This is a genomic window from Nesterenkonia sp. K-15-9-6, from assembly GCF_052656005.1.
Map to the genome: position 1 here is coordinate 25,225 of NZ_JBQYEY010000013.1, position 22,222 is coordinate 47,446.

At 70.3% G+C, this 22,222-nt stretch carries 19 protein-coding genes; 14 read left to right on the top strand and 5 right to left on the bottom strand.

What is annotated here, in order from left to right:
- Positions 1-7 precede the first annotated feature (7 nt).
- From SD455_RS09610 to manA, 7 genes are all read left to right on the top strand, one after another.
- Entirely contained in the window at positions 8-1,231 is a 1,224-nt protein-coding gene (locus SD455_RS09610; protein WP_445507950.1) for an acetyl-CoA C-acetyltransferase, read from the top strand.
- Positions 1,232-1,678: 447 nt separating this feature from the next.
- Entirely contained in the window at positions 1,679-1,915 is a 237-nt protein-coding gene (gene rpmB, locus SD455_RS09615; protein WP_070158326.1) for a 50S ribosomal protein L28, read from the top strand.
- Entirely contained in the window at positions 1,915-2,082 is a 168-nt protein-coding gene (rpmG, locus tag SD455_RS09620) for a 50S ribosomal protein L33 (protein WP_022872124.1), read from the top strand. The genes rpmB and rpmG overlap by 1 nt, the downstream gene beginning before the upstream one ends.
- Positions 2,083-2,084: 2 nt before the next feature.
- A complete protein-coding gene (gene rpsN / locus SD455_RS09625; protein ID WP_070158325.1) occupies positions 2,085-2,390 on the top strand; it encodes a 30S ribosomal protein S14 in 306 nt (101 codons plus the stop codon).
- A gap of 440 nt (positions 2,391-2,830) precedes the next feature.
- Positions 2,831-3,670, top strand: coding sequence for a YybH family protein (locus tag SD455_RS09630; RefSeq protein ID WP_445507951.1), 840 nt, complete (start codon positions 2,831-2,833; stop codon positions 3,668-3,670).
- Between the two features lie 279 nt (positions 3,671-3,949).
- Entirely contained in the window at positions 3,950-4,936 is a 987-nt protein-coding gene (locus SD455_RS09635; RefSeq protein WP_445507952.1) for an N-acetylglucosamine kinase, read from the top strand.
- Positions 4,937-4,941: 5 nt separating this feature from the next.
- A complete protein-coding gene (gene manA / locus SD455_RS09640) occupies positions 4,942-6,129 on the top strand; it encodes a mannose-6-phosphate isomerase, class I (protein ID WP_445507953.1) in 1,188 nt (395 codons plus the stop codon).
- A gap of 29 nt (positions 6,130-6,158) precedes the next feature.
- On the opposite strand, the gene SD455_RS09645 is transcribed toward manA, so the two are convergent.
- The 3 genes from SD455_RS09645 to SD455_RS09655 all read right to left on the bottom strand — a co-directional run bounded on the left by SD455_RS09645 (position 6,159) and on the right by SD455_RS09655 (position 10,890).
- Positions 6,159-6,758 (bottom strand): NUDIX domain-containing protein, encoded by a 600-nt coding sequence (locus SD455_RS09645; protein WP_445507954.1) that lies wholly within the window; start codon positions 6,756-6,758, stop codon positions 6,159-6,161.
- Positions 6,759-6,774: 16 nt separating this feature from the next.
- Complete coding sequence (locus SD455_RS09650; protein ID WP_445507955.1) at positions 6,775-7,287, bottom strand: ASCH domain-containing protein; 513 nt, start codon at positions 7,285-7,287, stop codon at positions 6,775-6,777.
- Positions 7,288-7,440: 153 nt separating this feature from the next.
- Positions 7,441-10,890, bottom strand: coding sequence for a pyruvate carboxylase (locus SD455_RS09655; protein WP_445507956.1), 3,450 nt, complete (start codon positions 10,888-10,890; stop codon positions 7,441-7,443).
- Between the two features lie 465 nt (positions 10,891-11,355).
- Here SD455_RS09655 and SD455_RS09660 point away from each other — a divergent pair, with 465 nt between their 5' ends.
- From SD455_RS09660 to SD455_RS09690, 7 genes are all read left to right on the top strand, one after another.
- Complete coding sequence (locus tag SD455_RS09660) at positions 11,356-11,640, top strand: HU family DNA-binding protein (protein WP_070158322.1); 285 nt, start codon at positions 11,356-11,358, stop codon at positions 11,638-11,640.
- Between the two features lie 199 nt (positions 11,641-11,839).
- The gene (locus SD455_RS09665; protein WP_445507957.1) at positions 11,840-12,502 is read left to right on the top strand and encodes a hypothetical protein; all 663 of its coding nucleotides are present in this window, start codon (positions 11,840-11,842) and stop codon (positions 12,500-12,502) included.
- A 194-nt stretch (positions 12,503-12,696) separates the two neighbouring features.
- Positions 12,697-13,488 (top strand): copper resistance CopC family protein, encoded by a 792-nt coding sequence (locus tag SD455_RS09670; protein ID WP_445507958.1) that lies wholly within the window; start codon positions 12,697-12,699, stop codon positions 13,486-13,488.
- A 10-nt stretch (positions 13,489-13,498) separates the two neighbouring features.
- Positions 13,499-15,763, top strand: coding sequence for a cytochrome c oxidase assembly protein (locus SD455_RS09675; protein WP_445507959.1), 2,265 nt, complete (start codon positions 13,499-13,501; stop codon positions 15,761-15,763).
- On the top strand, positions 15,760-16,533 hold the full coding sequence (locus SD455_RS09680) for a hypothetical protein (RefSeq protein WP_445507960.1): 774 nt from the start codon (positions 15,760-15,762) through the stop codon (positions 16,531-16,533). The genes SD455_RS09675 and SD455_RS09680 overlap by 4 nt, the downstream gene beginning before the upstream one ends.
- An 87-nt stretch (positions 16,534-16,620) precedes the next feature.
- Complete coding sequence (locus SD455_RS09685; protein ID WP_445507961.1) at positions 16,621-18,618, top strand: NHL domain-containing thioredoxin family protein; 1,998 nt, start codon at positions 16,621-16,623, stop codon at positions 18,616-18,618.
- 126 nt (positions 18,619-18,744) lie between these two features.
- Positions 18,745-20,100 (top strand): dicarboxylate/amino acid:cation symporter, encoded by a 1,356-nt coding sequence (locus tag SD455_RS09690; protein ID WP_445507962.1) that lies wholly within the window; start codon positions 18,745-18,747, stop codon positions 20,098-20,100.
- On the opposite strand, the gene SD455_RS09695 is transcribed toward SD455_RS09690, so the two are convergent.
- Positions 20,089-21,201, bottom strand: a complete 1,113-nt coding sequence (locus SD455_RS09695) for an ABC transporter permease (protein ID WP_445507963.1) — start codon at positions 21,199-21,201, stop codon at positions 20,089-20,091. The genes SD455_RS09690 and SD455_RS09695 overlap by 12 nt on opposite strands.
- Positions 21,198-22,163, bottom strand: a complete 966-nt coding sequence (locus SD455_RS09700; protein ID WP_445507964.1) for an ABC transporter ATP-binding protein — start codon at positions 22,161-22,163, stop codon at positions 21,198-21,200. Before SD455_RS09700 ends, SD455_RS09695 begins: the two co-directional genes overlap by 4 nt.
- Positions 22,164-22,222: the final 59 nt, after the last annotated feature.

A 22,222-nucleotide genomic window follows, 5' to 3' on the forward strand; every position in this document is an offset into this window, starting at 1 on the left:
TCACATCATGCCTGAAGCTGTCATCGTGTCCGTGGCCCGGTCGCCCATCGGAAGGGCCCGCAAGGGATCCCTGGTGGACCTGCGTGCCGACGACATGACCGCCCAGATGGTCCAGGCCGCCCTGGCCCAGGTCCCGGAGCTCGACCCCCGTGACATCGACGACCTCATGCTCGGCTGCGGGCTCCCCGGCGGAGAGCAGGGGTTCAACATGGCCCGCATCGTCGCCGTCCTCGCCGGCATGGACCACCTGCCCGGCACCACCGTCAACCGGTACTGCTCCTCCAGCCTGCAGACCACCCGCATGGCCTTCCACGCCATCAAGGCCGGTGAGGGCGATGTCTTCCTGTCTGCCGGTGTCGAGGCCGTCAGCCGGTTCGCCACAGGAACCTCGGACTGGATCCCCGGCGCCGAGCTCGAGAACCCTCGATTCGCCGAGGCCGCCGCCCGGACGGCGAAGGCCGCAGAGGGTGGAGCCGTCTGGCGCGACCCGCGCGAGGACGGCGCCCTGCCTGATGCCTACATCTCTATGGGGCACACCGCCGAGAACGTCGCCCAGTACACCGGGGTGACCCGCGCCGAGCAAGACGAGTTCGCCCAGCTCAGCCAGAACCGGGCCGAGAAGGCCGTGGCCGACGGATTCTTCGCCCGGGAGATCACCCCGCTCACCCTGCCCGACGGCGGCACCGTCGACGCCGACGACAGCCCCCGCCCCGGCGTCACCGCCGAGGCGCTCGCCGGTCTGGATCCGGTGTTCCGGCCCGACGGCACCGTCACCGCGGGCAACGCCTGCCCGCTCAACGACGGTGCGGCCGCGCTGGTCATCATGAGCGATGTCAAGGCTCGTGAGCTCGGCCTCACGCCGCTGGCGCGGATCGTCTCCACCGGAGTGACCGGGCTGTCCCCGGAGATCATGGGGCTCGGCCCGGTGGAGGCCAGCCGGCAGGCGCTGGGCCGCGCCGGCCTGAGCATCGAGGACGTCGACCTGGTGGAGATCAACGAGGCCTTCGCCGCACAGGTCATCCCCTCCGCCAAGGAGCTCGGCGTGCCGTGGGAGAAGCTCAACGTCCACGGCGGCGCCATCGCCGTGGGGCATCCCTTCGGCATGACCGGGGCGCGCATCACCGCGACCCTGCTCAACGGCCTGCGCAGCACCGACGGGCAGTACGGTCTGGAGACCATGTGTGTGGGCGGCGGCCAGGGCATGGCCATGGTGCTGGAGCGGCTGAGCTGAGGTCGGGCCGGCGGTCCGTGATCGGCGGTGTGCCGGGGATGTGATCCTGCACGCCTCGCTTTGCCGTGACGCCGTCGGCGGGCTACTATGGACAGTCGCAAGCCGTGCTGTGCTGTGCTCACGTGTGCCCGAGGGGTGCAGGACCCGAGATGCTCAGGTCCTCGCCCGGAGGAACGACGGGGCCCGGCTCCGGAAAGCAGCCCGGTGGATTGTGAAGCCTGGATTCCAGCGCACCACAAGACAAGCACCACCGTCTTTCGTCCACGATGTGAAGGCACTTCGGTTGGATCTCACCCAGCCTGGTCCGTCCTCGTAAGTCACGGTGTCATAGCTGGTGGCGGGACTCGGCTCAACGACTGCACGGCCATCCTGGGTCTGACCTGGGAGAACTGTGTGCTCGCGGGCTCCGCCCGGAGATATTTTCGTACTTATGTTGGAGGAGTGATCATGGCAGCACGTTGCCAGGTAACCGGAGTGGGGCCGCAGTTCGGCCACAGCATCTCCCACTCGCACCGCCGCACCAAGCGTCGGTTCGACCCGAACATCCAGAAGAAGCGTTACTGGGTGCCCTCGCTGGGGCGTCACGTCACGCTGACCCTGTCCGTGAAGGGCATCAAGACCATCGATGCCCGCGGCATCGACGCCGTCGTCGCCGAGCTGATTGAGAAGGGTGAGAAGCTCTAATGGCCAAGGACAAGGACGTACGTCCCATCATCAAGCTGAAGTCGACGGCCGGCACCGGGTTCACCTATGTGACCCGGAAGAACCGCCGTAACAACCCCGACCGCATCGTGCTGAAGAAGTACGACCCGGTCGTCCGCAAGCACGTCGACTTCCGAGAGGAGCGCTGATCATGGCCAAGAAGTCCAAGATCGCAAAGAACGAGCAGCGCAAGGTCATCGTCGAGCGCTACGCCGAGAAGCGCGCTCAGCTCAAGAAGACCCTCGTGGACCCGAACGCTTCCGACGAGGAGCGCGAGGCCGCCCGCGTGGGCCTGCAGAAGCTGCCCCGTGACGCCAGCCCGATCCGAGTGCGCAACCGCGACTCCATCGACGGCCGTCCGCGCGGCACCTTCCAGAAGTTCGGCATCTCCCGCATCCGTTTCCGCAACATGGCGCACAACGGCGAGCTGCCCGGCATCACCAAGTCGTCCTGGTGACGACTCTCCCGTGATCAGCCTCGGCTGATCCGGACCGCTGACAGGGGCGGGACCACCTTCGGGTGGTCCCGCCCCTGTCGTGTCTGCCCCGCAACACCTGGGTCGGCAGGACGACCGGCTCTTCCCACGTCCAGTCCGGCATCCGCTGCCTCCGACGTCCGAGGTCAGTCTCATCCTGCAGCTCGATACACTGAGCTGCACACGCCAGCTGGTGCGGAACCCAGGAGATCCTCACAGACTCTGCCGTGGGGCGTGCGTGCAGCGGGCGCGCGGCTGGACACGGCCCTTCGCCCTCGATGGGCTGACGCGGGCATCGCCTTCCACCACGGCACCTCAGGGGTCGTCCGGCATGGATGGGTCGGCACGACTCGGCGTCATCGCATTCACGCCCGTCGGCCGGGGACCGGCCCGTGCAGGACCCCGTGCAACAAGGAGCTGACATGACGAACAGGACGGGCATGACCGACGAGCAGCAGATCCGCGAAATCATCGAGAACTGGGCGAAGTCCATTCGTGTCGGAGATCTCGAAGGCGTCCTGTCCAAGCATGCGGAGGACGTGGTGATGTTCGACGTTCCGCCGCCCGAATCCGGGGTGCGCGGCCTGAGCGAGTATCGCGCCACCTGGCCCGGCTTCTTCAAGTGGATCACGTCCGGCGCGACCTTCGAGATCGCGGAGCTCGATGTCGTGGCAGGAGCAGACGTGGCCTACGCGATCGCCCTGCTGAGATGCGGGAGCGCGGAAGACCTCCATGCCGTCCCGGAGCACCGTCTTCGACTGACCATCGGGCTGGTGAAGTGTGCGGATGAATGGCGCGTGCAGCACGAGCATCATTCCTTCACCTATGTCGCTGATCGGTTCGGCGGTGAGCAGGTTCTCCGTGAGGTCCACGACGGCTGGTCCGCGGACACGGAGGCGAAGGACCTCGACGGGATCATGAGCCGCATCGCCACGGGCGTCGTCTCCTATGAAGACGAGGCACCTCTGGAGCACGTCGGGATCCATGCGGTCCGTGAGAGGTGGCGCGCCGGTCTCGAACAGACGACTGAGCGGGTCACGTGGACGGTGCCAGAGCTGACCGTGGTCGCTCGCGATGACCTGGCGGTGGCGTGGGGGCTGCAGCGCATGACGGCGCAGATGCCTGATGGCGCCCTCTCGGAGGAGTGGTCACGCGGCACTCGAGTCTTCCGTCGAGAGAACGGCGAGTGGAGGATGGTCCACCAGCATCAGTCCTGTCCCCGCCATCAGGGTTCGCTCGCGGCCGATGGCCCCGACGTATGAGCCCCTCGTCCACACGCTGACGCAGCTCTCGGAGTCACTGGCCCGAACCTGACCCGCGGGGGCATGCGAGGCTCCAGCGAGAAGAGGCTTGGTGAAGTCCACGTGAGACAGTGCCTGCTCGGTTGAGGTCTTGACGAGGTGCTGGCGAGGTGGAGGCCGAGAAACTGCCGGTCATGACGTTTCCTGTCTTGTGGTCAATTCCATGATGTCCTACGATGTCATCAACTCGCCGGCGGAGGATTCCCCCTGTCGGGGCGCCGACCATGAGGAGCTGAGCCAGTGTCCATTGCCCGACGACGTCCGCTCGAGGCGGCCCGTGCGGCTGTGCCCGACGCTCCGCTTGTCGCCATGGATGTCGGGCAGACCAGCACCAAGGTCCTGATCCGCGACGTCCTCGGGCCCGAGCGGCGATTCCGGCTCGGCGGCGTGCAGACTGACCGCCCACTGGTGCCGCAGCTGCGCATCCTCATCGCGCACGCCCTCGGTGACGTGGGAGAGAACGCGGTCGTCACCCTCGGGGTCACCGGTCTCACACCCCGCGATGCGGATGCTGCCGTGCTGCTGGAGCTGCCCGGGGGTCTCGCGGCTCGTGAAGTTCGCCTGGCGCATGATTCAGTGACCTCCGCCCTCGGTGCACTGGGCGATTCACGTGGAGCAGTCGTCGCAGCGGGGACCGGAACCGTCGCCCTCGGCGTGGGAAGGGGCAGGGTGGCCCGCGTCGATGGCTGGGGCAACATCATGGGCGATGCCGGCAGCGCCTATTGGATCGGCCGAGCTGCGCTGGACGCGGCGATGCGCGCCCACGACGGACGCGGTCCGCAGTCGGCCTTCACGGACGTCGCCGCTGCATACTGGCCGGATCTGGAGGGCGCCTACGTGCAGCTGCAGAACGACCCGGAGCGGGTGAGCACTGTGGCATCCTTCGCCGCAGAGGTGTCCCGGCTCGCCGAGATGGACGCCGTCTGTGCCGAGATCTGCGCGCAGGCCGGCCGCGAGCTCGCCCATACCGCCGGCACGGCTCTGCGTCGCGTGGAGGAGCCGCAGGGGGATGATCCCACCCAGGTGGCCGCCATCGGAGGGGTCTTCGCCTCCCCGGCGGTTCTCCGCGCGTTCCAGGACCGCCTGGTCGACGTGGCGCCGCGAGCGCGACTCATCAGCCCGGAGGTCGACGGTGTGGACGGCTCCGCCCTCATGGCCGGGCTGTCGGAGGCCCACCCGTTGCGCGCCCTCATCTCCGTGGCGCGACGTCAGGAAGACCAAGAATGACGCTGTTGAGCATTGACAGCCGCTGCATGACCTACGACTGGGGTGCGCCCGGCAGGATCTCCGCCCTGCTGGGGCGTACGGGTGGCGGAGCCCGGGAGGCCGAGCTGTGGCTGGGCGCCCACCCGAAGGCCCCCAGCCGCATCCTCGATGACTCCCGATGGGACGACGCCCACGAGTGGGAGCGGAGCACAGGATCTCATCTGCAGTTCCTCCTGAAGATCCTCGCCGCCGAGAAGCCCCTCTCGCTGCAGGCTCACCCCTCCGCCGCTGAGGCGGAGGACGGCTTCGCCCGGGAGGAGGCCGCCGGCATCCCGAGAGACGCCGCACACCGGAACTACCGCGACCCCCGACCGAAGCCGGAGATGATCGTCGCATTGGAGGATGGCTTCCAGGCGCTCTGCGGCTTTCAGGAGCCGATGCAGCTCGTCCCTGCCGTCGATGCCGTCCGCGCTCGAGTTCCCGCCGATCTGTTGTCGTCCGAGATCGACCGGGCGCTCGAGCGGTGGCGTGATCTCCTCGGCCAGGCCGCTGAGCACCGGCGGGACCTGAGCGAGGTGGTCGCCTGGCTGCTGACGGCCGACGAGGCCGCCGGCGTCGTACCTGGGCTGCTGGCGGCTGTGGACTCATTCGACCCCTCGCCGCACGATCAGCCCGTCCACGGGGACCTCGTCCGCCGTCTGCAGGAGACCCACCCTGGAGACCGGGGCATCCCTGTCGCCGTCATGCTCCACCACCTGACCTTGCGCGCAGGGGAGTCCCTGTGGCTTCCTGCCGGTGTCCTGCACTCCTATGTCCAGGGTCTCGGGGTGGAGCTCATGGGGCCCAGCGACAATGTGCTGCGCGGTGGACTGACCAGCAAACACATCGATGTCGCAGAACTGCTCCGCATTGCGGATCTCACGCCCGGGCGCCCTCAGATCGGACATCCGACCCCAGTCGGAGACCACGCGATGGTCCACCGGCCGGTGGGCCAGGGGCACACGCCCTTCGAGCTGCTGGAGGTCACAGGGGACGCGGAGATCATGACTCTGGGGCCCAGCGTGCTGATCGTCCTCGCCGGGAGTTTCGGCGTCTCCCCTGCGGTGGGCGGGTCTCGCGTCGCCGCTCGCGGGGCGCAGCTTCTCCACACCGGTTCCGGCTGCCTGCGCCTGGACGGCGCCGGCCGCGCCTTCCTCGCGATGCCGCGCGGCTGAGCTGGAGAGGGCCCTCCAGAGGGCAGCCCTCAGCCGCGCAGCTCCGTGAGCACGGTGCGCAGCCGGATGTCGAACTCGTCGGCGGCGTCGCTCGGCAGGCGGTCCACCGGCCACCAGGCGACGTCCTCGCTCTCCTCGCTGACCACGATCGGCGCCTCCTGGTGGGCGATCGCCGCGTAGCCGATGTCCCAGTGCGCCGTGCAGTGGGAGAAGCCGGAGCCCAACGGGTGCACGTTGAGGTCCACCGGGGTGCGGCGCAGGGGTCGCAGGGTCGTCAGCCCGCTCTCCTCGGCGGCCTCCCGGAAGGCGGCCTCCGACACGGAGTCGTCACCGTCCTCGATGTGGCCGCCCAGCTGCACCCAGAACCTGCCCTTGCCGTGGAAGCACAGCAGCACCTGGGTGAGCGTCTCGTCGAAGATGAAGCAGCTGGCAGTGAAGTGCTCAGACCGGGGCCGACGGCGGAAGGGCTCGTCGCCCTGCGCCGCCAGGTCCACGTAGTCCTGCCTGAGGCGGCGCTGCTCCGGCGCGACGGGGGCCCAGCCGCGCAGGTCATCCAGGAGACCGGTGGGGATGGGGGAGAGGTCGAGGGCTGGCGCGGGCGTCGTCGCTGGAGTGGATCCGGTCGGCATGCCTGCCAGAGTATCCTCACGCCTCGGCATCGGACCAGACGACCTCGAAGCGCTCCATGAGCACCTCCATCTCGGGGGTGAAGCTGCGTCCGGCGGACGTGCAGACACGCTCCCAGAAGCGTCGGTGTTCGGTGCGCCAGTGCGCCAGGCTGCGGTCGCTCTCGCCCTCGGCCCAGGCGTGGTCGGCATCGACGTCGGTGAATCCTGCCAGCGCGAGGCCGGTGGTCCGCACGATCACCCGAGGGGCGCCGTCGCCGTCGCAGAACACTGTGTGGGCGCCGATCCCCGGTGGGGCCTCGCCCTCCCAGACGTATTCGGCCAGCAGGCTGGCGGTGGCGGTCTTTCGTCCGGAGCGCACCAGGTCCAGCAGCTCGTCGGCCAGCTCGGCATGGTCACCGAACTGATCGACCAGGAAGTCAGGGCTCGCGGACGCGGCCGCCGGGTGGACCTGCGCGTACTGCTCCCAGAGGGAGCGGGCGGCGTCCTGGTCAGGGGCGGCGAGCGGACGGCTGGCCTGCGGAGAGTTCATGCTCCCTATTCAACACCTTCCCCACCACCAGCATCGGAATCGGCGAGCGGCGGATTCACTGCCGCTGACCGACGGAGTCGGCGCGTGAACGGCAGTGAATCCGCCACTGGACGGGGAGATGGGGAAGGGCGCGGCTCGACCGTCGCCCGGCCCTCAGGCGGGCTCGACCACCACCAAGAGGTCGCCGCCGTCCACCTGCTGCACGCCGTTGAGCACCGTGCGAGCCACGGTGCCGCCCACGGGGGTGGTGATCGCGGCCTCCATCTTCATCGCCTCGATGGTGGCGATGTTCTGTCCCGGGTCCACGGTCTGACCCTCCTCCACGAGCAGGGAGACGGCCCCGGCGAAGGGCGCGGCCACCTGGCCGGGGACGGAGGCGTCGGCCTTCTCCGCGGTGTGCACGGTGGCCTCCACGGAGTCGTCGCGGACCACGAGGGGGCGCGGTTGGCCGTTGAGCGCGCAGACCACCGTGCGCAGGCCCTTCTCGTCCGGCTCGGAGACGGACTGCAGGGTCACCAGCAGACGGACGCCCTTGCCCAGGGAGATGGTGTGCTCCTCGCCGCGGCGCAGCCCATAGAGGAAGTCCCGGGTGTGCAGGACCATCACGTCCCCGTAGGCGTCCCGGGCGGCCTCGTAGTCCCGGGTCGGGCCCGGGAACAGCAGCCGGTTCAGTGTGGCCTGGCGCGTCGCGGAGTCCCCGGCCAGGCCGGCCCGGTCCTCCTCGGTGAGGTCTTCGTCCAACGGCCGGACGGTGCGCCCCTCCAGCGCCTTGGAGCGGAACGGCTCCGGCCAGCCGCCGGGCGGGTCGCCCAGCTGTCCCGCCAGGAACTGGATGACCGAGTCCGGCAGGTCGAAGCTCTGCGGCGCCGCCTCGAACTCGGCGGGGTCCACTCCCATGCCCACCAGCTGCAGGGCCAGGTCGCCGACCACCTTCGACGAGGGCGTCACCTTCACCAGGCGGCCCAGCATCTGGTCTGCGGCGTGGTACATGTCCTCGATGTCCTCGAATCGCTCACCCAGGCCCAGGGCGATGGCCTGCTGGCGCAGGTTCGAGAGCTGACCGCCGGGGATCTCGTGGCGGTAGACGCGTCCCGTGGGACTGGGCAGCCCGGACTCGAAGGGCTTGTAGATGGCTCGCACCGCCTCCCAGTAGGGCTCCAGGGAGGCCACCGCCTCCAGGCCCAGGCCGGTGTCGCGGTCGGTGTGCTCCAGCGCGGCCACCAGCGCGGAGGCCGGCGGCTGGGAGGTGGTGGCGGCCATGGAGGAGGCGGCGACGTCGACCGCGTCGACCCCGGCCTCGGAGGCGGCCAGCAGAGTGGCCAGCTGACCCCCGGCGGTGTCATGGGTGTGCAGATGCACCGGCAGGTCGAAACGGTCGCGCAGGGCGGTGACCAGGGTGCGGGCCGCGGCCGGCCGCAGCAGACCGGCCATGTCCTTGATGGCCAGGATGTGCGCCCCGGCGTCCACCATCTGCTGGGCCAGTCCCAGGTAGTAGTCCAGCGTGTAGAGGTCTTCGGCCGGGTCGGAGAGGTCGCCGGTGTAGGAGATCGCGGCCTCCGCCACGGCGGTGCCGGTTTTGCGGACCGCCGCGATCGCGGGGGCGATCTGGTCGACGTTGTTCAGAGCGTCGAAGATCCGGAAGATGTCCACTCCGGTCTCGGCGGCCTCGGCGACGAACGCGTCGGTGACCTCCAGCGGGTAGGGCGTGTAGCCGACCGTGTTGCGGCCGCGCAGCAGCATCTGGATGGGGATGTTGGGCATCTCCGCCCGCAGCAGGGCCAGCCGCCGCCAGGGGTCCTCGGAGAGGAAGCGCAGCGCGACGTCGTAGGTGGCCCCGCCCCAGGCCTCGACCGAGAACAGCCCGGGCACCACATGGGACAGTGCCGGGGCGGCGGCCAGCAGATCCCGGGTGCGCACCCGGGTGGCCAGCAGGGACTGGTGGGCATCCCGGAAGGTGGTGTCGGTGACGGCCAGGGCGGTCTGGTCACGCAGCGCCTGGGCGAAGCCTTCCGGACCCTTGTCCAGCAGGACGTCCCGCCATCCGGCGGGCCGGGGGTGCGACGACGGCCCGTCGAAGGGGCTGCGGTCGGGCTCGTCCCGTTTGTCCCCGGGGAAGCGGGGCAGCTTGTCGCGCGGGTCGATGCCGTCCACCCGCGGACCGTGCGGCTGGTTGACGGTGGTGTCGGCGAGGTACTGCAGCACCTTGGTGCCGCGGTCCTTCGAGCGGTTGACCTTGGCGAGCTCCGGGTGCTTGTCGATGAAGTCGGTGGCCAGATCCCCGGAGAGGAACTGCTCGTCGTCGAGCACGTTCTTCAGGAACGGGATGTTCGTGGCCACCCCGCGGATGCGGAACTCGGCCAGCGCACGGCGGGCCCGGCGGATGGCGGTCAGCCGATCCCGACCCCGGCTGGTCAGCTTGACCAGCATGGAGTCGAAGTGCGGGCTGATCTCGGCGCCGGTGTAGACGGTGCCGCCGTCGAGTCGGATGCCGGAGCCGCCGGCGGAGCGGTAGACGGTCACGGTGCCGATGTCCGGGCGGAAGTCGTTGGCCGGGTCCTCGGTGGTGATGCGGCACTGCATCGCGGAGCCGCGCACCCGCAGCTCCTCCTGCCGGATGCCCAGGTCCTCGAGGGTCTCCCCGGCCGCGATGCGCAGCTGGGCGGTGACGAGGTCGACGTCGGTGATCTCCTCGGTGACGGTGTGCTCCACCTGGATGCGCGGGTTCATCTCGATGAACACGTGCTGGCCGGCGCGCTCGCCGGCGGTGTCCACCAGGAACTCCACGGTGCCGGCGTTGCGGTAGCCCATGGCCTTCGCGAAGGCGACGGCGTCGCGGAACAGCGCCTGGCGGATCTCGTCGTCGAGCTCGGGGGCCGGGGCGATCTCCACCACCTTCTGGTGGCGGCGCTGGATGGAGCAGTCGCGTTCGAACAGGTGCACCACGTTGCCCTCGCCGTCGGCGAGGATCTGCACCTCCACATGACGGGGCCGCACCACGGCCTGTTCGAGGAACACCGTGGCGTTGCCGAAGGCGGTCTCCGCCTCGCGCATGGCCGCGCCCAGGGCGTCGGGAAGCTCCTCCCGGGTCTCCACCCGGCGCATGCCCCGGCCGCCGCCGCCGGCGACGGCCTTGACGAAGATGGGGAAGCCGATGGCGTCGGCCTCGGCGATCAGCTTCTCCGGGTCGTCGGAGGGGTCTGAGCTCTCCAGCACCGGGACACCGGCCTCGCGGGCGGCGCGCAGGGCCCGGATCTTGTCCCCGGTGGACTCCAGGACGTCGGCGGGCGGGCCGACGAAGGTGATGCCGGCCTCTTCGGCGGCGCGGGCGAGATGGGGATTCTCCGACAGGAAGCCGTAGCCGGGGTAGATGGCGTCGGCGCCGGACTCGCGGGCCACCCGGACGATCTCGTCGACGTCGAGGTAGGCGCGGACAGGGTGGCCTTCCTCGCCGATGCGGTAGGCCTCGTCGGCCTTCTGTCGGTGGAAGGAGTTGCGGTCCTCATGCGGGTAGACGGCGACCGTGCCGGCGCCGAGCTCGTTGGCCGCGCGCAGGGCGCGGATGGCGATCTCACCGCGGTTGGCCACCAGAATCTTGGAGAACATCCGTTGTCGCTTTCCTCTCAGTTGCGGCCACACGCCATTGTGCGGCCTGGCAGAAGCTCTGCGGACGGGCGTGCCGGGGCCCCGGTGCACACACCCTCCGCGGCGGGCGACGCTGCTCGGCGCGGAACTGCTGGGTGTGCGCGGGGGACCGACGGCTCCACAGCCATGGGTACAGCGCAGTGAGCACAGAATACCGGCCACAGCGACGCACGCCACGTGCGGCGCGTCACACAGTGACAGGATGGTCTCCTGCGGCCCGCCCCATGTGCCGTTCGATGCATCGCGGGAGGCGGTGTCAGGGGTCCGGACCCGGGTGGACGCGACCTGCACACGGGCCACCGAGGCTGGAAAATCACTGTGAATCGCCCGGAATCATGCGGTTTTGGGCGTGACGGCGTGGTAGGTTGCCGTTCTGAAAGCCCCGGCAACGGGGGCTGACACCGAACCAGTCCAGGAGGACACACTATGGCTATGAACCGCAGCGAGCTCGTGGCAGCCGTCGCAGAGAAGTCCGGCAACTCCCAGGCCGCCGTCAACGGCGTGCTGGACGCGGTCTTCGAGGTCTTCACCTCCCAGGTCTCCGCTGGCGAGAAGGTGACCATCCCCGGCTGGCTGGCTGTGGAGCGCACCAAGCGCGCCGCTCGCACCGGTCGCAACCCGCAGACCGGCGAGACCATCGAGATCCCCGAGGGCTTCTCGGTCAAGCTGACCGCCGGCTCCAAGCTGAAGGCTGCTGCTTCCGGCAAGTGAACCGCCTCAGCCTCACAGGCTCATGACGTCGGCCCTCGACCCGCCTCCCGGCGGGTCGAGGGCCGACGTCGTCTCCGGGTCTCACGTCCACGGGGCGGGACCCGCGCCGTCACGACCGTCCCCGTTGACTTCTACGGCGCGTAGAATCGTTGTCGGTGCGGTCGATCCGACCGGAAGGACCTTGGCAGGGAGGTGGACCATGGCGGCAGCTCCGCGGCTCAGCGGTCCGCGACGCCTGGCCCGCGGCATCCTGGCCTCCGGTGCGGCCGTCGGCAGCGCCGCCGCCGCCCACCTGGCCGCCGGTCATCAGGGTCCGCATGCGCTGGTGGTGATCCTCGCCCTGGCGGTCAGCCTGCCGCTGTGCACCGCGCTGGCCGGGGCGCGGCTCGGGCGGGCCCGGCTGACCGTCTCCGTGCTGGTCTCCCAGGCGGTGCTGCACGCGCTCTTCTCCGCCCTGCCGGCTTCGGCCGCCGGGAGGCTCGCCAGAGTCAGCCCGCACAGCGGCCATGGTGGCCACGGTGAGGCACCGATGCTGCCGAGCACGCCGGGGGTCGCCGCGCCAGGACCGGAGCAGACACTGCTCGTGGTGTCCTCGGGCGGAACCCTGGATGTGGGGATGCTGGGGGCCCACCTGGGCGCGGCCGCGCTGACCATCGCCCTGCTCCACCGCGGCGAGACCCTGCTGAGGGCCTTCGCGGATCTGCTGGCGCTGGGTCCGGTCCGTCTGCTCATGACGCCCCGGGAGGCGCTCTTCGGGGTTCGCCGGGCGCGTCCGATCCCGCCGCGGACGGTGCGCGTGCTGCAGGATCTGTGGACCGGCAGGGGTCCGCGCACTCTGCGGGGGCCCCCGGCAGCGGCCTGATGTCGTCGACGACGACGTCGAGGTCAGGGCCGCAGCGCCCGACGGCCGCTTCAGCAGACTCTCCACCGACGAGCCGCCTCCTCGGTTCTGAGACGGGGAGCACGCAGATGCGGTTGGACTGCCCACAGGACGTCCCAGGCCGACGGACCGGCCAGGGGAGCACGTCCACCCCCAGAGACGCAGAGAAGGACACCATGACCACTTCCACCATTCTTGAGGCCCCCGAGGCTCACCCCCGATCCGACCGGACCCGACGTCGTGCGGGCCGCGCACCGCGGCTGCTGGCGACGGCCGCCGGTGCGGCGCTGGGGCTCGCCGCAGTCACCGCCGCGCCCGCCTGGGCCCATGACGAGCTGCTCTCGGCCACGCCTGAGGCGGACGAGGTGCTCACCGAGAGCCCCGAGGAGATCGTCCTTGAGTTCACCGGAGACGGCCTCACCGAGGGCGAGAACATCACCAACCAGATCCGTGTGACCGACGGCGACGGCGAGAGCTGGGAGACCGAGACCGTCGTCGACGGTCCGTCGATGAGCACCGAGCTCGACGGCGAGCTGCCCGACGGCGAGTACGAGGTCCTCTACCGGGTCGTCTACTCCGACGGGCACGACGAGGAGGACAGCTTCAGCTTCGAGGTCGACCTGCCGGAGGACGCCGCCGAGACTGACGGCGCTGAGACCGACGCCGCCGATGCCGACTCCGGGGAGACAGGTTCGGTGGATGCCGACGCCGCCTCGCAGGAGGACCCGGCCACGGCCGAGGGGCAGTTCCCCGCCTGGGCCGCGGTGCTGTTCGCACTCGGCGGTGTGCTGGTCGTGATCCTGGCTGTGGTGCTCATGCGACGCAAGATGACCCAGGTGGAGGACTGGAAGAAGGCGCCGCGCCAGCCGCGCGACACCTCCGGCTCTGCCGGGGCCGCCGGTGAGCAGTCTGGAGACGACCGGTCGGACGAGGGCGATGACCGTCCTCGCGACGACACACGAGAGTGAGGGACCCCCGATGACGCCTGCCGCAGGCGGCCGAGGCGCCGCCCGTCCCACCGCGGACGTCCCCGTGCGCGCCGTCGCGCTGCCTGCGGTGGGCGCCGTCCTCTGCCTCGGCCTGGTGGCCGTGGCGCTCGCAGGCGTGCTCACCGGGGTGGGCCGGCCCTCGCAGATCGCCGACCCCGGCGCTGTGACCCGGTGGGGCCTGCCCGTGGCGCGCTTCGTCCACCACCTGGCCATGGCGACGGCGGTCGCCGCCGTGATCCTCGCCGTCGTGGCGGTGCCCGCGCGGCTCGGCCCCCGCAGTCGGCAGAGTCGTGCGGAGCGCGCGGAGAAGGCCCGTGCGGAGCGCGCGGAGAAGGCCCGTGCGGAGCGCGCGGAGAAGGCCCGTGCGGAGCGCGCCGGGACCTCCGCCTCATCCACCTCCGGGGAGCACCCGCTCTACGCCCGAACACTGCAGATCGCCGGCATCGCCTCCGTCGTGTGGACGGTGGCGGCCGTCGCCGTGCTGGTGCTCTCCTATTCGGCGCTGGCCGGCCAGCCGCTGTCTGCGGACGAGAACTTCTCCGCGGGCTTCCTGGGCTACGTGCAGTCGATCGCCACGGGCCAGGCGTGGATGGCGGTGGTGATCATCGCCGCCGTCTTCGCCACCTTGGTCTTCGCGGTGCGCTCACCGGCCGGTCTCTTCTTCGTGGCGGTGCTCGGCCTGGGCGGGATCGTCCCGATGGCTCTGGTGGGGCACTCCGGGTCCGGAGACGACCACTCAGCGGCGGTGAACTCCCTGGGCCTGCATCTGCTGGGTGTGGTGGTCTGGGTCGGCGGGCTCGTGGTCCTGGCGCTGCTCTCCCCGGAGATCCGCCGGCAGGCGGCCGCGCTGACGGCCCGGGAGCAGGGCGGGCCGGAGATCGTCGGGACTCTGCTGCGCCGCTACTCGGTGCTGGCCGGCCTGGCCATCGCCACGGTCGCGTTCTCCGGGGTGATCAACGCCGATCTGCGCATCGCCACGCTGGACCAGCTGCTGACCACCCCCTATGGGATCATGATCGCGCTGAAGGTCGGGGCGACCCTGGGCCTGGGCGTGGTCGGATGGATGAACCGCAGCTGGATCATCCCCCGGCTGGCCGGGGCCCATGAGGGGGCCGGCGCGCCGTCGCCGTCCGCACCGCCGGCCGGTGATCCGGCCCGCACCCGGGCCGTCACGGGCCTGCTGTGGCAGCTGATCCTGGTGGAGATCGCGGTCATGTCCGCGGTCATCGGGGTCAGCGCGATCCTGGGGCGCACCTCCCCGCCGGTCTCGGAGGACCTGCCTCCGGACGCCACCCCGGCACGCATCCTCACCGGCTACGACCTCCCGCCGGAGCCGACGATGGGCCTGTGGTTCAGCCAGTGGCGCTTCGACTGGCTGTGGGTGGCGATCATCGTGTTCCTGGCCGCCTGGTACCTGTACTCGACGGTGCGGCTGCGACGCCGCGGCGACGGCTGGCCCGTCATGCGGGCGGTCAGCTTCCTGGTGGGGCTGGCGGTGCTGCTGTGGGTGACCTCCGGCGGCCCGGCCGTCTACGGGATGGTGCTGTTCTCCGGCCACATGATCCAGCACATGACGCTGACCATGGTGGCGCCCATGTTCCTGGTGCTCGGCTCTCCGGTGACGCTGGCGATGCGTGCGCTGGCTCCCCGCACCGACGGCACCCGAGGGGCCCGGGAGTGGATCCTGTGGCTGGTGCACTCGCGGTTCTCCCGGGTGGTGACCCACCCGGTGGTGGCCGCGGCGAACTTCGCCGGATCGCTGGTGCTGTTCTACTACACGCCGCTGTTCGGCTACGCCCTGGAGTACCACGTGGGGCATGAGCTGATGAACGTCCACTTCCTGCTCACCGGGTACATCTTCGCCCTGGTGATGGTGGGTCACGACCCGCTGCCGAAACGTCCCGCGCACGCCATCCGGCTGGTGATGCTGCTGGCCACGATGGCCTTCCACGCGTTCATCGCCGTCGCGCTCTCCGGGTCTGAGTCGCTCATCCAGGCCAGCTGGTTCGGCAACATCGGTCACGACTGGGGCTTCTCCGCCATCGAGGACCAGCAGCGCGGCGGCGAGCTGATGTGGGGGCTCGGCGAGATCCCCACCATGCTGCTGGCCGTCATCGCCGCGGTGCAGTGGTCCCGGGCGGACCGCCGGGAGATGGTCCGTGAGGACCGTGAGGCCGACCGGACCGGCGACGCCGAGCTGCACGAGTACAACGAGATGTTCGCCCGCATGGCAGAGAGGGACGCTCCCCGATGATCCGCACCCGCACCCCACTGCTGCCGGCGCTGCTGCTGAGCACCGCACTGGCGGTGACCTCCTGCGGCTCGGACGGCGATGCCGCCGAGGGCGAGCAGAGTCCCCGGGCGGGATCCGACCGGCTGATCGCCGCCGCGGAGGCGGGGATGGAGCGGGCCTCCACGTTCGGCTTCGACTCCGCCGGGTTCTACACGGAGGCCGCTGTGGAGGAGTTCCGCCAGCAGATGGAGGGTTCCCTGGCCGAAGGGGAGGCCGACGTCGAGGTGGACCCGGCCTCCTGCGAGGAGCCGCTGGCCGCAGTGGACTGGGCGCCGCTGCTGCTCGGCTCCGACGCCGCCCGGGTGGACTTCGGTTCCGAGACCTTCACCGGGACCGGATCCATCGAGATCGCCGAGATCGACGGCGACGACGGCGAGGCCGCCGCTCGCGTCCAGGAGCACATGGACCATGTCCGCTCCCTGGTGGAGTCCTGTCCACAGGTGCAGTTGACCCAGTTGGACGCTGACTATGCGCTGGAGTTCTCCGACGTGGAGCTGGAGACCCTCCGCCCCGCGGACGGCGACGGCGACGGGACGGTGGGCTACGCCCGCACCCGCAGCCTGGCGGACTCGGAGGAGGATGGAATGATCGGCGCCCAGATCCTGTTCACCCGTGCAGGCGATGACGTGGTGATGGTGTCGTTCATCGGCGAGCCCGCCGCGGCGGAGGATGAGTTCACCGCCATGGCGGAGGCCGTCACCGCGGCGACCACGGAGGCGCTCGCGGACTGAGCGTCCTGGCGATCCTCGCAGGTCCGACGCAGGCCTCACCCCCAGGGATGCCCCGCCACGGCGGGACTGAGCAGAAGGAGCACACGCATGACGCAGACGATCCGCCGCACCGACCGGGTGCGGGCCTCCGAGCTGGTCGGCCGCGGGTGGCTGAACACCGGAGGCCAGGAGATCACCCTCGAGGATCTGCGCGGCAAGATCGTGATCCTGGACTTCTGGACGTTCTGCTGCATCAACTGCCTGCATGTGCTCGATGAGATGCGCCCGCTGGAGGAGCAGCACTCCGACGTGCTGGTCACCGTGGGCGTGCATTCCCCGAAGTTCGAGCATGAGGCCGACCCGGACGCGCTGGCCGCCGCGGTGGAGCGCTACGAGATCGCCCACCCGGTGCTGGACGACCCGAATCTGGTGACGTGGCAGGCGTACTCGGCCCGTGCCTGGCCGACCCTGGTCGTCGTCGACCCGGAGGGCTACATCGCCGCGAACCTGGCCGGTGAGGGCCATGTGGCCGGCCTGTCCTCCCTGGTGGAGGAATTGGTGGCCGAGCATGAGGCCAAGGGCACCCTGCATCGCGGCGACGGCCCCTATGTGCCGCCGGAGCCGGTGTCCCGCACTCTGCGCTTCCCGAGCAAGGCCGTGCCGGTGACCCGCCCGCTGGGCGACGACGCCTCTGCGGTGGGGCATTTCCTGGTGGCCGACACCGGGCACCACCGGATCGTGGAGGTGGAGTCCGACCTGCAGACCGTGGTCCGCAGCTGGGGCGGAGGCGCGGCCGATGACGACGGCGGCGGAATCGCCTCTCCGGAGAAGGGCCACCGGGACGGCGACGCCGAGACGGCGCGCTTCACCGAGCCGCAGGGCCTGACCGTGCTGCCGGCAGAGGTGGCCGAGCAGGTGGGCTACGACGTCGTCGTGGCGGACACCGTGAACCACCGGCTGCGCGGCATCGATGTCGCCACTGGGCAGGTCACCACGCTGGCCGGCAACGGAGTGCAGCGGCTCATCGACTCCGAACGGGTCACGCAGGCCGAGGGCCCCGTGGTGGGAAGCTTGGGCACCTCGCCGCGGGAGGTCTCGCTGTCCTCCCCGTGGGACGTCCTGTGGTCCCCGGTGACCGGCTCGGTGATCGTGGCGATGGCCGGGACGCACCAGATCTTCTCCTTCGACCCGGTCACCGGCGAGCTGAAGGTGCTGGCCGGCACCGGGCTGGAAGGGCTGACCGACGGTCCGGCCGATGAGTCCTGGTTCGCTCAGACTTCCGGGCTCGCCGCCGACGCCGCCGGGGACGTCTGGATCGCCGACTCCGAGACCTCCTCGCTGCGGGTGCTGCGGATCAGCCAGGACCCTGAGGCACCCGCGGTAGAGACCGTCGTGGGGGAGGGGCTGTTCGACTTCGGCTTCCGTGACGGCGACCCGGCCGAGGCTCGGCTGCAGCACCCCCTGGGAGTGACCGTGCTGCCGGACTCCTCCGTGCTGGTGGCCGACACCTACAACGGGGCGATCCGTCGCTACCGCGGAGAGCACCGGGCTGCGGACGGCACCACGGTGGCCCCCGCCGTCTCCACGGTGGCCCGCGGCCTGAAGGAGCCCTCCGACGTGCTGCTGGACTCGGACGGCACGACCCTGCTGGTGGTGGAGACCAACGCCCACGAGCTGGTGCGCGTGGCCATCCCCGAGGAGTTCCTCACCGTGGACGAGGGAGCGTGGGAGACCCAGCGGCCCACCACCGACGTCGCACCGGGGGAGTTCAGCCTGAGCATCGGCTTCGAAGCCCCCACCGGGCAGAAGCTCGACGACAGGTGGGGCGACCCCACCCAGCTGAAGGTCTCCTCCTCCCCGGAGGAGCTCATCCTCGACGGCGCCGGCGGCGCCGAAGGGCTGAGCCGGACCCTGCGGCTGAACCCGTCCGTCTCCGAGGGCGTCCTGCACATCACCGCCCGCGCGGCCGCCTGCGACGGCGCCCCCGGCGAGGAGATCCCGATGCACGCGGCCTGCCACCTGTACCAGCAGGACTGGGGCATCCCGGTCACCGTCGGGCCCGAGGGCGCTTCCGCTCTGGAGCTGGACCTGCGCGGCATCAAGTGAGCTGACGGGGACCTGCGCGCCCCACCGGCCGGATCTGCGGGTCCTCCCACGTCAGCCATGTCACACTGAATCCTGCACAGTCGTCGAGGGGGTCGGATCAGCACAGGTCCGCCCGGCAGGAGTGAGATGACCATGGCTGGATCGTCACCGTCCCGCACCGGCGCAGGGGAGCCGACGGCGTCGCGCCGTTCCCTGTGGCGGTGGTACCTGGACGTCCCTCTGATCTGGAAGCTCGGGGTCGCGCTGGTGCTCGGCGTCGTCGCGGGCCTGGTGGTGGGCCCGCCCATCGCGGTGGTGCAGCCGCTCGGTGACATCTTCCTGCGCCTGCTGACCATGCTGGTGATGCCGCTGATCCTGCTGACCCTGATGGCCGGCGTCGCCTCGGTGTCCCCGAAGACGCTGGGCCGCATCGGCGGCAAGGCCTTCCTCTACTACCTGGTGACCACCGCCTTCGCGATGACCATCGGCATCGGCGTCGCCCTGCTGGTCTCCCCGGGGGCCGGGCTGAGCCTCCCGGGCGACGCCGAGGTGGACGAGCAGACCGCCCCGCCGCTGGCGGAGGTGCTCACCGGCATCGTCCCGGACAACATCTTCTCCGCCCTGGCCGAGGGGGAGGTGCTGGCCGTGATGTTCTTCGCCCTGGCCGCCGGCGTCGCGCTGGCCTTCATGCAGGACAGCACCGACGACCGCCTCGCCGGGCTGGCCATGCACCTGCGGCGCTTCGTCGACGGCGGTGTGGAGCTGGTCTTCCTGATCATCCGCGGGGTCCTGCAGTACTCGCCCATCGGCGTGTTCGCGCTGATCGCCGTGGTGGTGGGGGAGACCGGGGCTGATGCGTTGCTGCCGCTGGCCTCCCTGACCGGCGTCGTCTACGGCGGGATCGTCCTGCAGATCGTGATCTACGCGCTGATCCTGCTGCTCTTCCGCGCCCCGGTGGGCCGGTTCTTCCGCGAGGCCAAGGAGCCCATGCTCACCGGCTTCGTGACCCGCTCCTCGTCCGGCACCCTGCCGGTGACCACGCAGGCGGCCGAACGGCTGGGCGTGCGTCGCGGGGTGTACTCCTTCACCCTGCCGCTGGGTGCGACGATCAACATGGACGGCACCGCCATCTACGTGGGCGCGGCCACCGTGTTCATCGCCAACGTCACCGGGGCGGAGCTGACCCTGACTCAGCTGGCCACTGTGGCCGCCGTCGGGGTGCTGGCCTCCATCGGCACCGCCGGTGTCCCCGGCGCCGGGCTCATCATGCTCACCATGGCCGTCACCGCCGCCGGACTGCCCATGGCGCCGGTGGCGCTGGTGGCGGGCATCGACGCGATCCTGGACATGGCCCGCACCCTGTGCAACGTCACCGGGGACCTCACGGGTACGCGCATCATCGCCAAGACCGAACCTGGGATGCTGGTGGATCCGGATGCCCCGCCGGAGGATGAGGACGAGGCCGAGCACGCGGGCGAGGACACCACGGGTTCATCCGCCTGAGCCCAGGGCCTCTCGGAGGGGGACCCGCTGCCCGGTGCGCAGCAGCGACCGGCTGTAGATCCGGGCGGCGAGGAGCATGAACACCACGGCACTGGTGAGCAGGATCGCCAGGGCGAGGATCGGCTCGAACCACATCGCCTCGTTGAAGAACATCCGCAGCGGCATGGCCACCGGGGCGCTGAACGGCACATAGGACGCGATGGTCATGACCAGCGGGGTGTCGTGGAAGAACACGACCACGAAGTACGGGATCATGCTCAGCATCATCGTCGGCGTGACCACCGCTCCCGAGTCCTCCTGCCGGGAGACCAGCGCCGCGCCGGCGGCGAACATGGCGGCGATCAGCACGAAGCCGGGCACGAAGAACAGCACGAACCACAGCATCGGCACGGTGAGCATGTCCAGCACGTCCTGCTGACCGGAGAGCATCAGGGCCGCCGCGGCCGCTGAGGCGATCACCACCGCCTGCCCGATGGCCAGCACCGAGTTGCCCAGCACCTTGCCTGCCAGCAGCGATTGGGCCGTGATGGAGGAGAGCAGGATCTCCACGATCCGTGACTGCTTCTCCTGGATGGTGTTCTGCACGATCATCATGCCGGAGGTGATGGACAGCATCATGAACACCAGGCCGAACAGCATCGCCACCACCATGCGGAGGGTCCCGTCGTTCTCGCCCTCCAGAGTGACCAGGCTCGGCGCGGCGGAGAGCATCTGGGCGACCTCCGTGGGCTCCGAGTCCAGACCGATCACCTGCAGGCCCACCGGAGAGTCGGCGTCGGCGGTGATGATCGCGTCGACGTCGCCGCCGCGCAGCAGCTCTTCGGCCGCCGCCATATCGTCCGCCCCCACCTGCTCGAGCCCGTCGGAGGGGATCAGCTGCGCTGCCTGACCGGCGTCCACGACGGCGACCTCGGGGTCGTCGTCCCCTCCGCCGAAGAGGCCCATGGCCACGATGCCGCCGGCGACGAACAGGATCGTGATGATCTGGCTGACCAGGAACGCCTTGCTGCGCACCTGGGAGATGATCTCGCGTTCGGCCACCAGCAGGGAGGCCTGGCCGATGCTCAGGGGCGCCGGGGAGGCGAGGGCGGGGCTGCTCATCGGGCGTTCTCCTTCTCCAGCTGGTGGGCGGGCTGTGCTGTGGGCCGTGCTGTGGGCCGTGCTGCGGTCTGCTCGTCGGCGTGGGCGGCAACGTCCTTGAAGATCTCGCTCAGGCTGGGCAGCACAGGGGAGAAATGCAGGACCGTCCCCTGCTGGACGGCGCGGTGCAGCACCTGCTGGGCGGTGTCGGCGTCGGCGCGGAACAGCGCACGCCCTGCGGCGGATCCGTCCACCTCGACGCCGGGGACGTCCCGGACCCAACCGGCGTCGTCCTCCGTGACCAGCTCATAGCGCCGGGTCCCGTGCCGCTCCCGCAGCTCCTCCCGGCCGCCGGTGGCCAGGATCCTGCCGGCACCGATGATCACCAGGTCGTCGCAGAGGCGCTCCACCACATCCAGCTGGTGGGAGGAGAACAGCACGACGGCGCCGGCCTCCGCCTGTTCGGTTAGCACGGAGAGGACGACGTCGACCGCCATCGGGTCCAGCCCGGAGAACGGCTCGTCGAGGATGAGGACGTCCGGGTCGTGGATCAGGGCGGCGGCGATCTGCACCCGCTGCTGATTCCCCAGGGAGAGGGACTCCAGGGGATCGTCGGCACGCTCGGTCAGATCCAGGCGGGCCAGCAGAGCCTCTGCCCGCCGTCGGGCCTCGCGACGGTCGAAACCGTGCAGACGCGCCAGGTAGCTGATCTGGTCAGCGACCCGCATCTTGGGGTAGAGCCCGCGCTCCTCCGGCATGTAGCCGAACCGGCCGCGCGACGTCGGGGCGACGGGGGAACCGTCGAGCCGGACGTCGCCGGAGTCGGCGTCCAGGACGCCGAGGACGATGCGCATGGTCGTGGTCTTCCCGGCGCCGTTGCCGCCGACGAAGCCGGTGAGCTTCCCGCGCCGGGCGGAGAAGGAGACGTCGTGGAGCACCTGGCGTCCGGAATAGGACCTGCAGACGGAGTCGAGTTCGAGCATGCTCCGAGCCTAGGCCGGGGCACCGACAGGCGGATCCCCCGCGCGGGGGAACCTGGCGG

Excerpts from the sequence above, each read along its gene's own strand:
- SD455_RS09610 (WP_445507950.1), top strand. The coding sequence starts at position 8 with ATGCCTGAAGCTGTCATCGTGTCCGTGGCCCGGTCGCCCATCGGAAGG.
- rpmB (WP_070158326.1), top strand. The coding sequence starts at position 1,679 with ATGGCAGCACGTTGCCAGGTAACCGGAGTGGGGCCGCAGTTCGGCCAC.
- rpmG (WP_022872124.1), top strand. The coding sequence starts at position 1,915 with ATGGCCAAGGACAAGGACGTACGTCCCATCATCAAGCTGAAGTCGACG.
- rpsN (WP_070158325.1), top strand. The coding sequence starts at position 2,085 with ATGGCCAAGAAGTCCAAGATCGCAAAGAACGAGCAGCGCAAGGTCATC.
- SD455_RS09630 (WP_445507951.1), top strand. The coding sequence starts at position 2,831 with ATGACGAACAGGACGGGCATGACCGACGAGCAGCAGATCCGCGAAATC.
- SD455_RS09645 (WP_445507954.1), bottom strand. The coding sequence starts at position 6,758 with ATGCCGACCGGATCCACTCCAGCGACGACGCCCGCGCCAGCCCTCGAC.
- SD455_RS09650 (WP_445507955.1), bottom strand. The coding sequence starts at position 7,287 with ATGAACTCTCCGCAGGCCAGCCGTCCGCTCGCCGCCCCTGACCAGGAC.
- SD455_RS09655 (WP_445507956.1), bottom strand. The coding sequence starts at position 10,890 with ATGTTCTCCAAGATTCTGGTGGCCAACCGCGGTGAGATCGCCATCCGC.
- SD455_RS09660 (WP_070158322.1), top strand. The coding sequence starts at position 11,356 with ATGGCTATGAACCGCAGCGAGCTCGTGGCAGCCGTCGCAGAGAAGTCC.
- SD455_RS09665 (WP_445507957.1), top strand. The coding sequence starts at position 11,840 with ATGGCGGCAGCTCCGCGGCTCAGCGGTCCGCGACGCCTGGCCCGCGGC.
- SD455_RS09670 (WP_445507958.1), top strand. The coding sequence starts at position 12,697 with ATGACCACTTCCACCATTCTTGAGGCCCCCGAGGCTCACCCCCGATCC.
- SD455_RS09675 (WP_445507959.1), top strand. The coding sequence starts at position 13,499 with ATGACGCCTGCCGCAGGCGGCCGAGGCGCCGCCCGTCCCACCGCGGAC.
- SD455_RS09680 (WP_445507960.1), top strand. The coding sequence starts at position 15,760 with ATGATCCGCACCCGCACCCCACTGCTGCCGGCGCTGCTGCTGAGCACC.
- SD455_RS09685 (WP_445507961.1), top strand. The coding sequence starts at position 16,621 with ATGACGCAGACGATCCGCCGCACCGACCGGGTGCGGGCCTCCGAGCTG.
- SD455_RS09690 (WP_445507962.1), top strand. The coding sequence starts at position 18,745 with ATGACCATGGCTGGATCGTCACCGTCCCGCACCGGCGCAGGGGAGCCG.
- SD455_RS09695 (WP_445507963.1), bottom strand. The coding sequence starts at position 21,201 with ATGAGCAGCCCCGCCCTCGCCTCCCCGGCGCCCCTGAGCATCGGCCAG.
- SD455_RS09700 (WP_445507964.1), bottom strand. The coding sequence starts at position 22,163 with ATGCTCGAACTCGACTCCGTCTGCAGGTCCTATTCCGGACGCCAGGTG.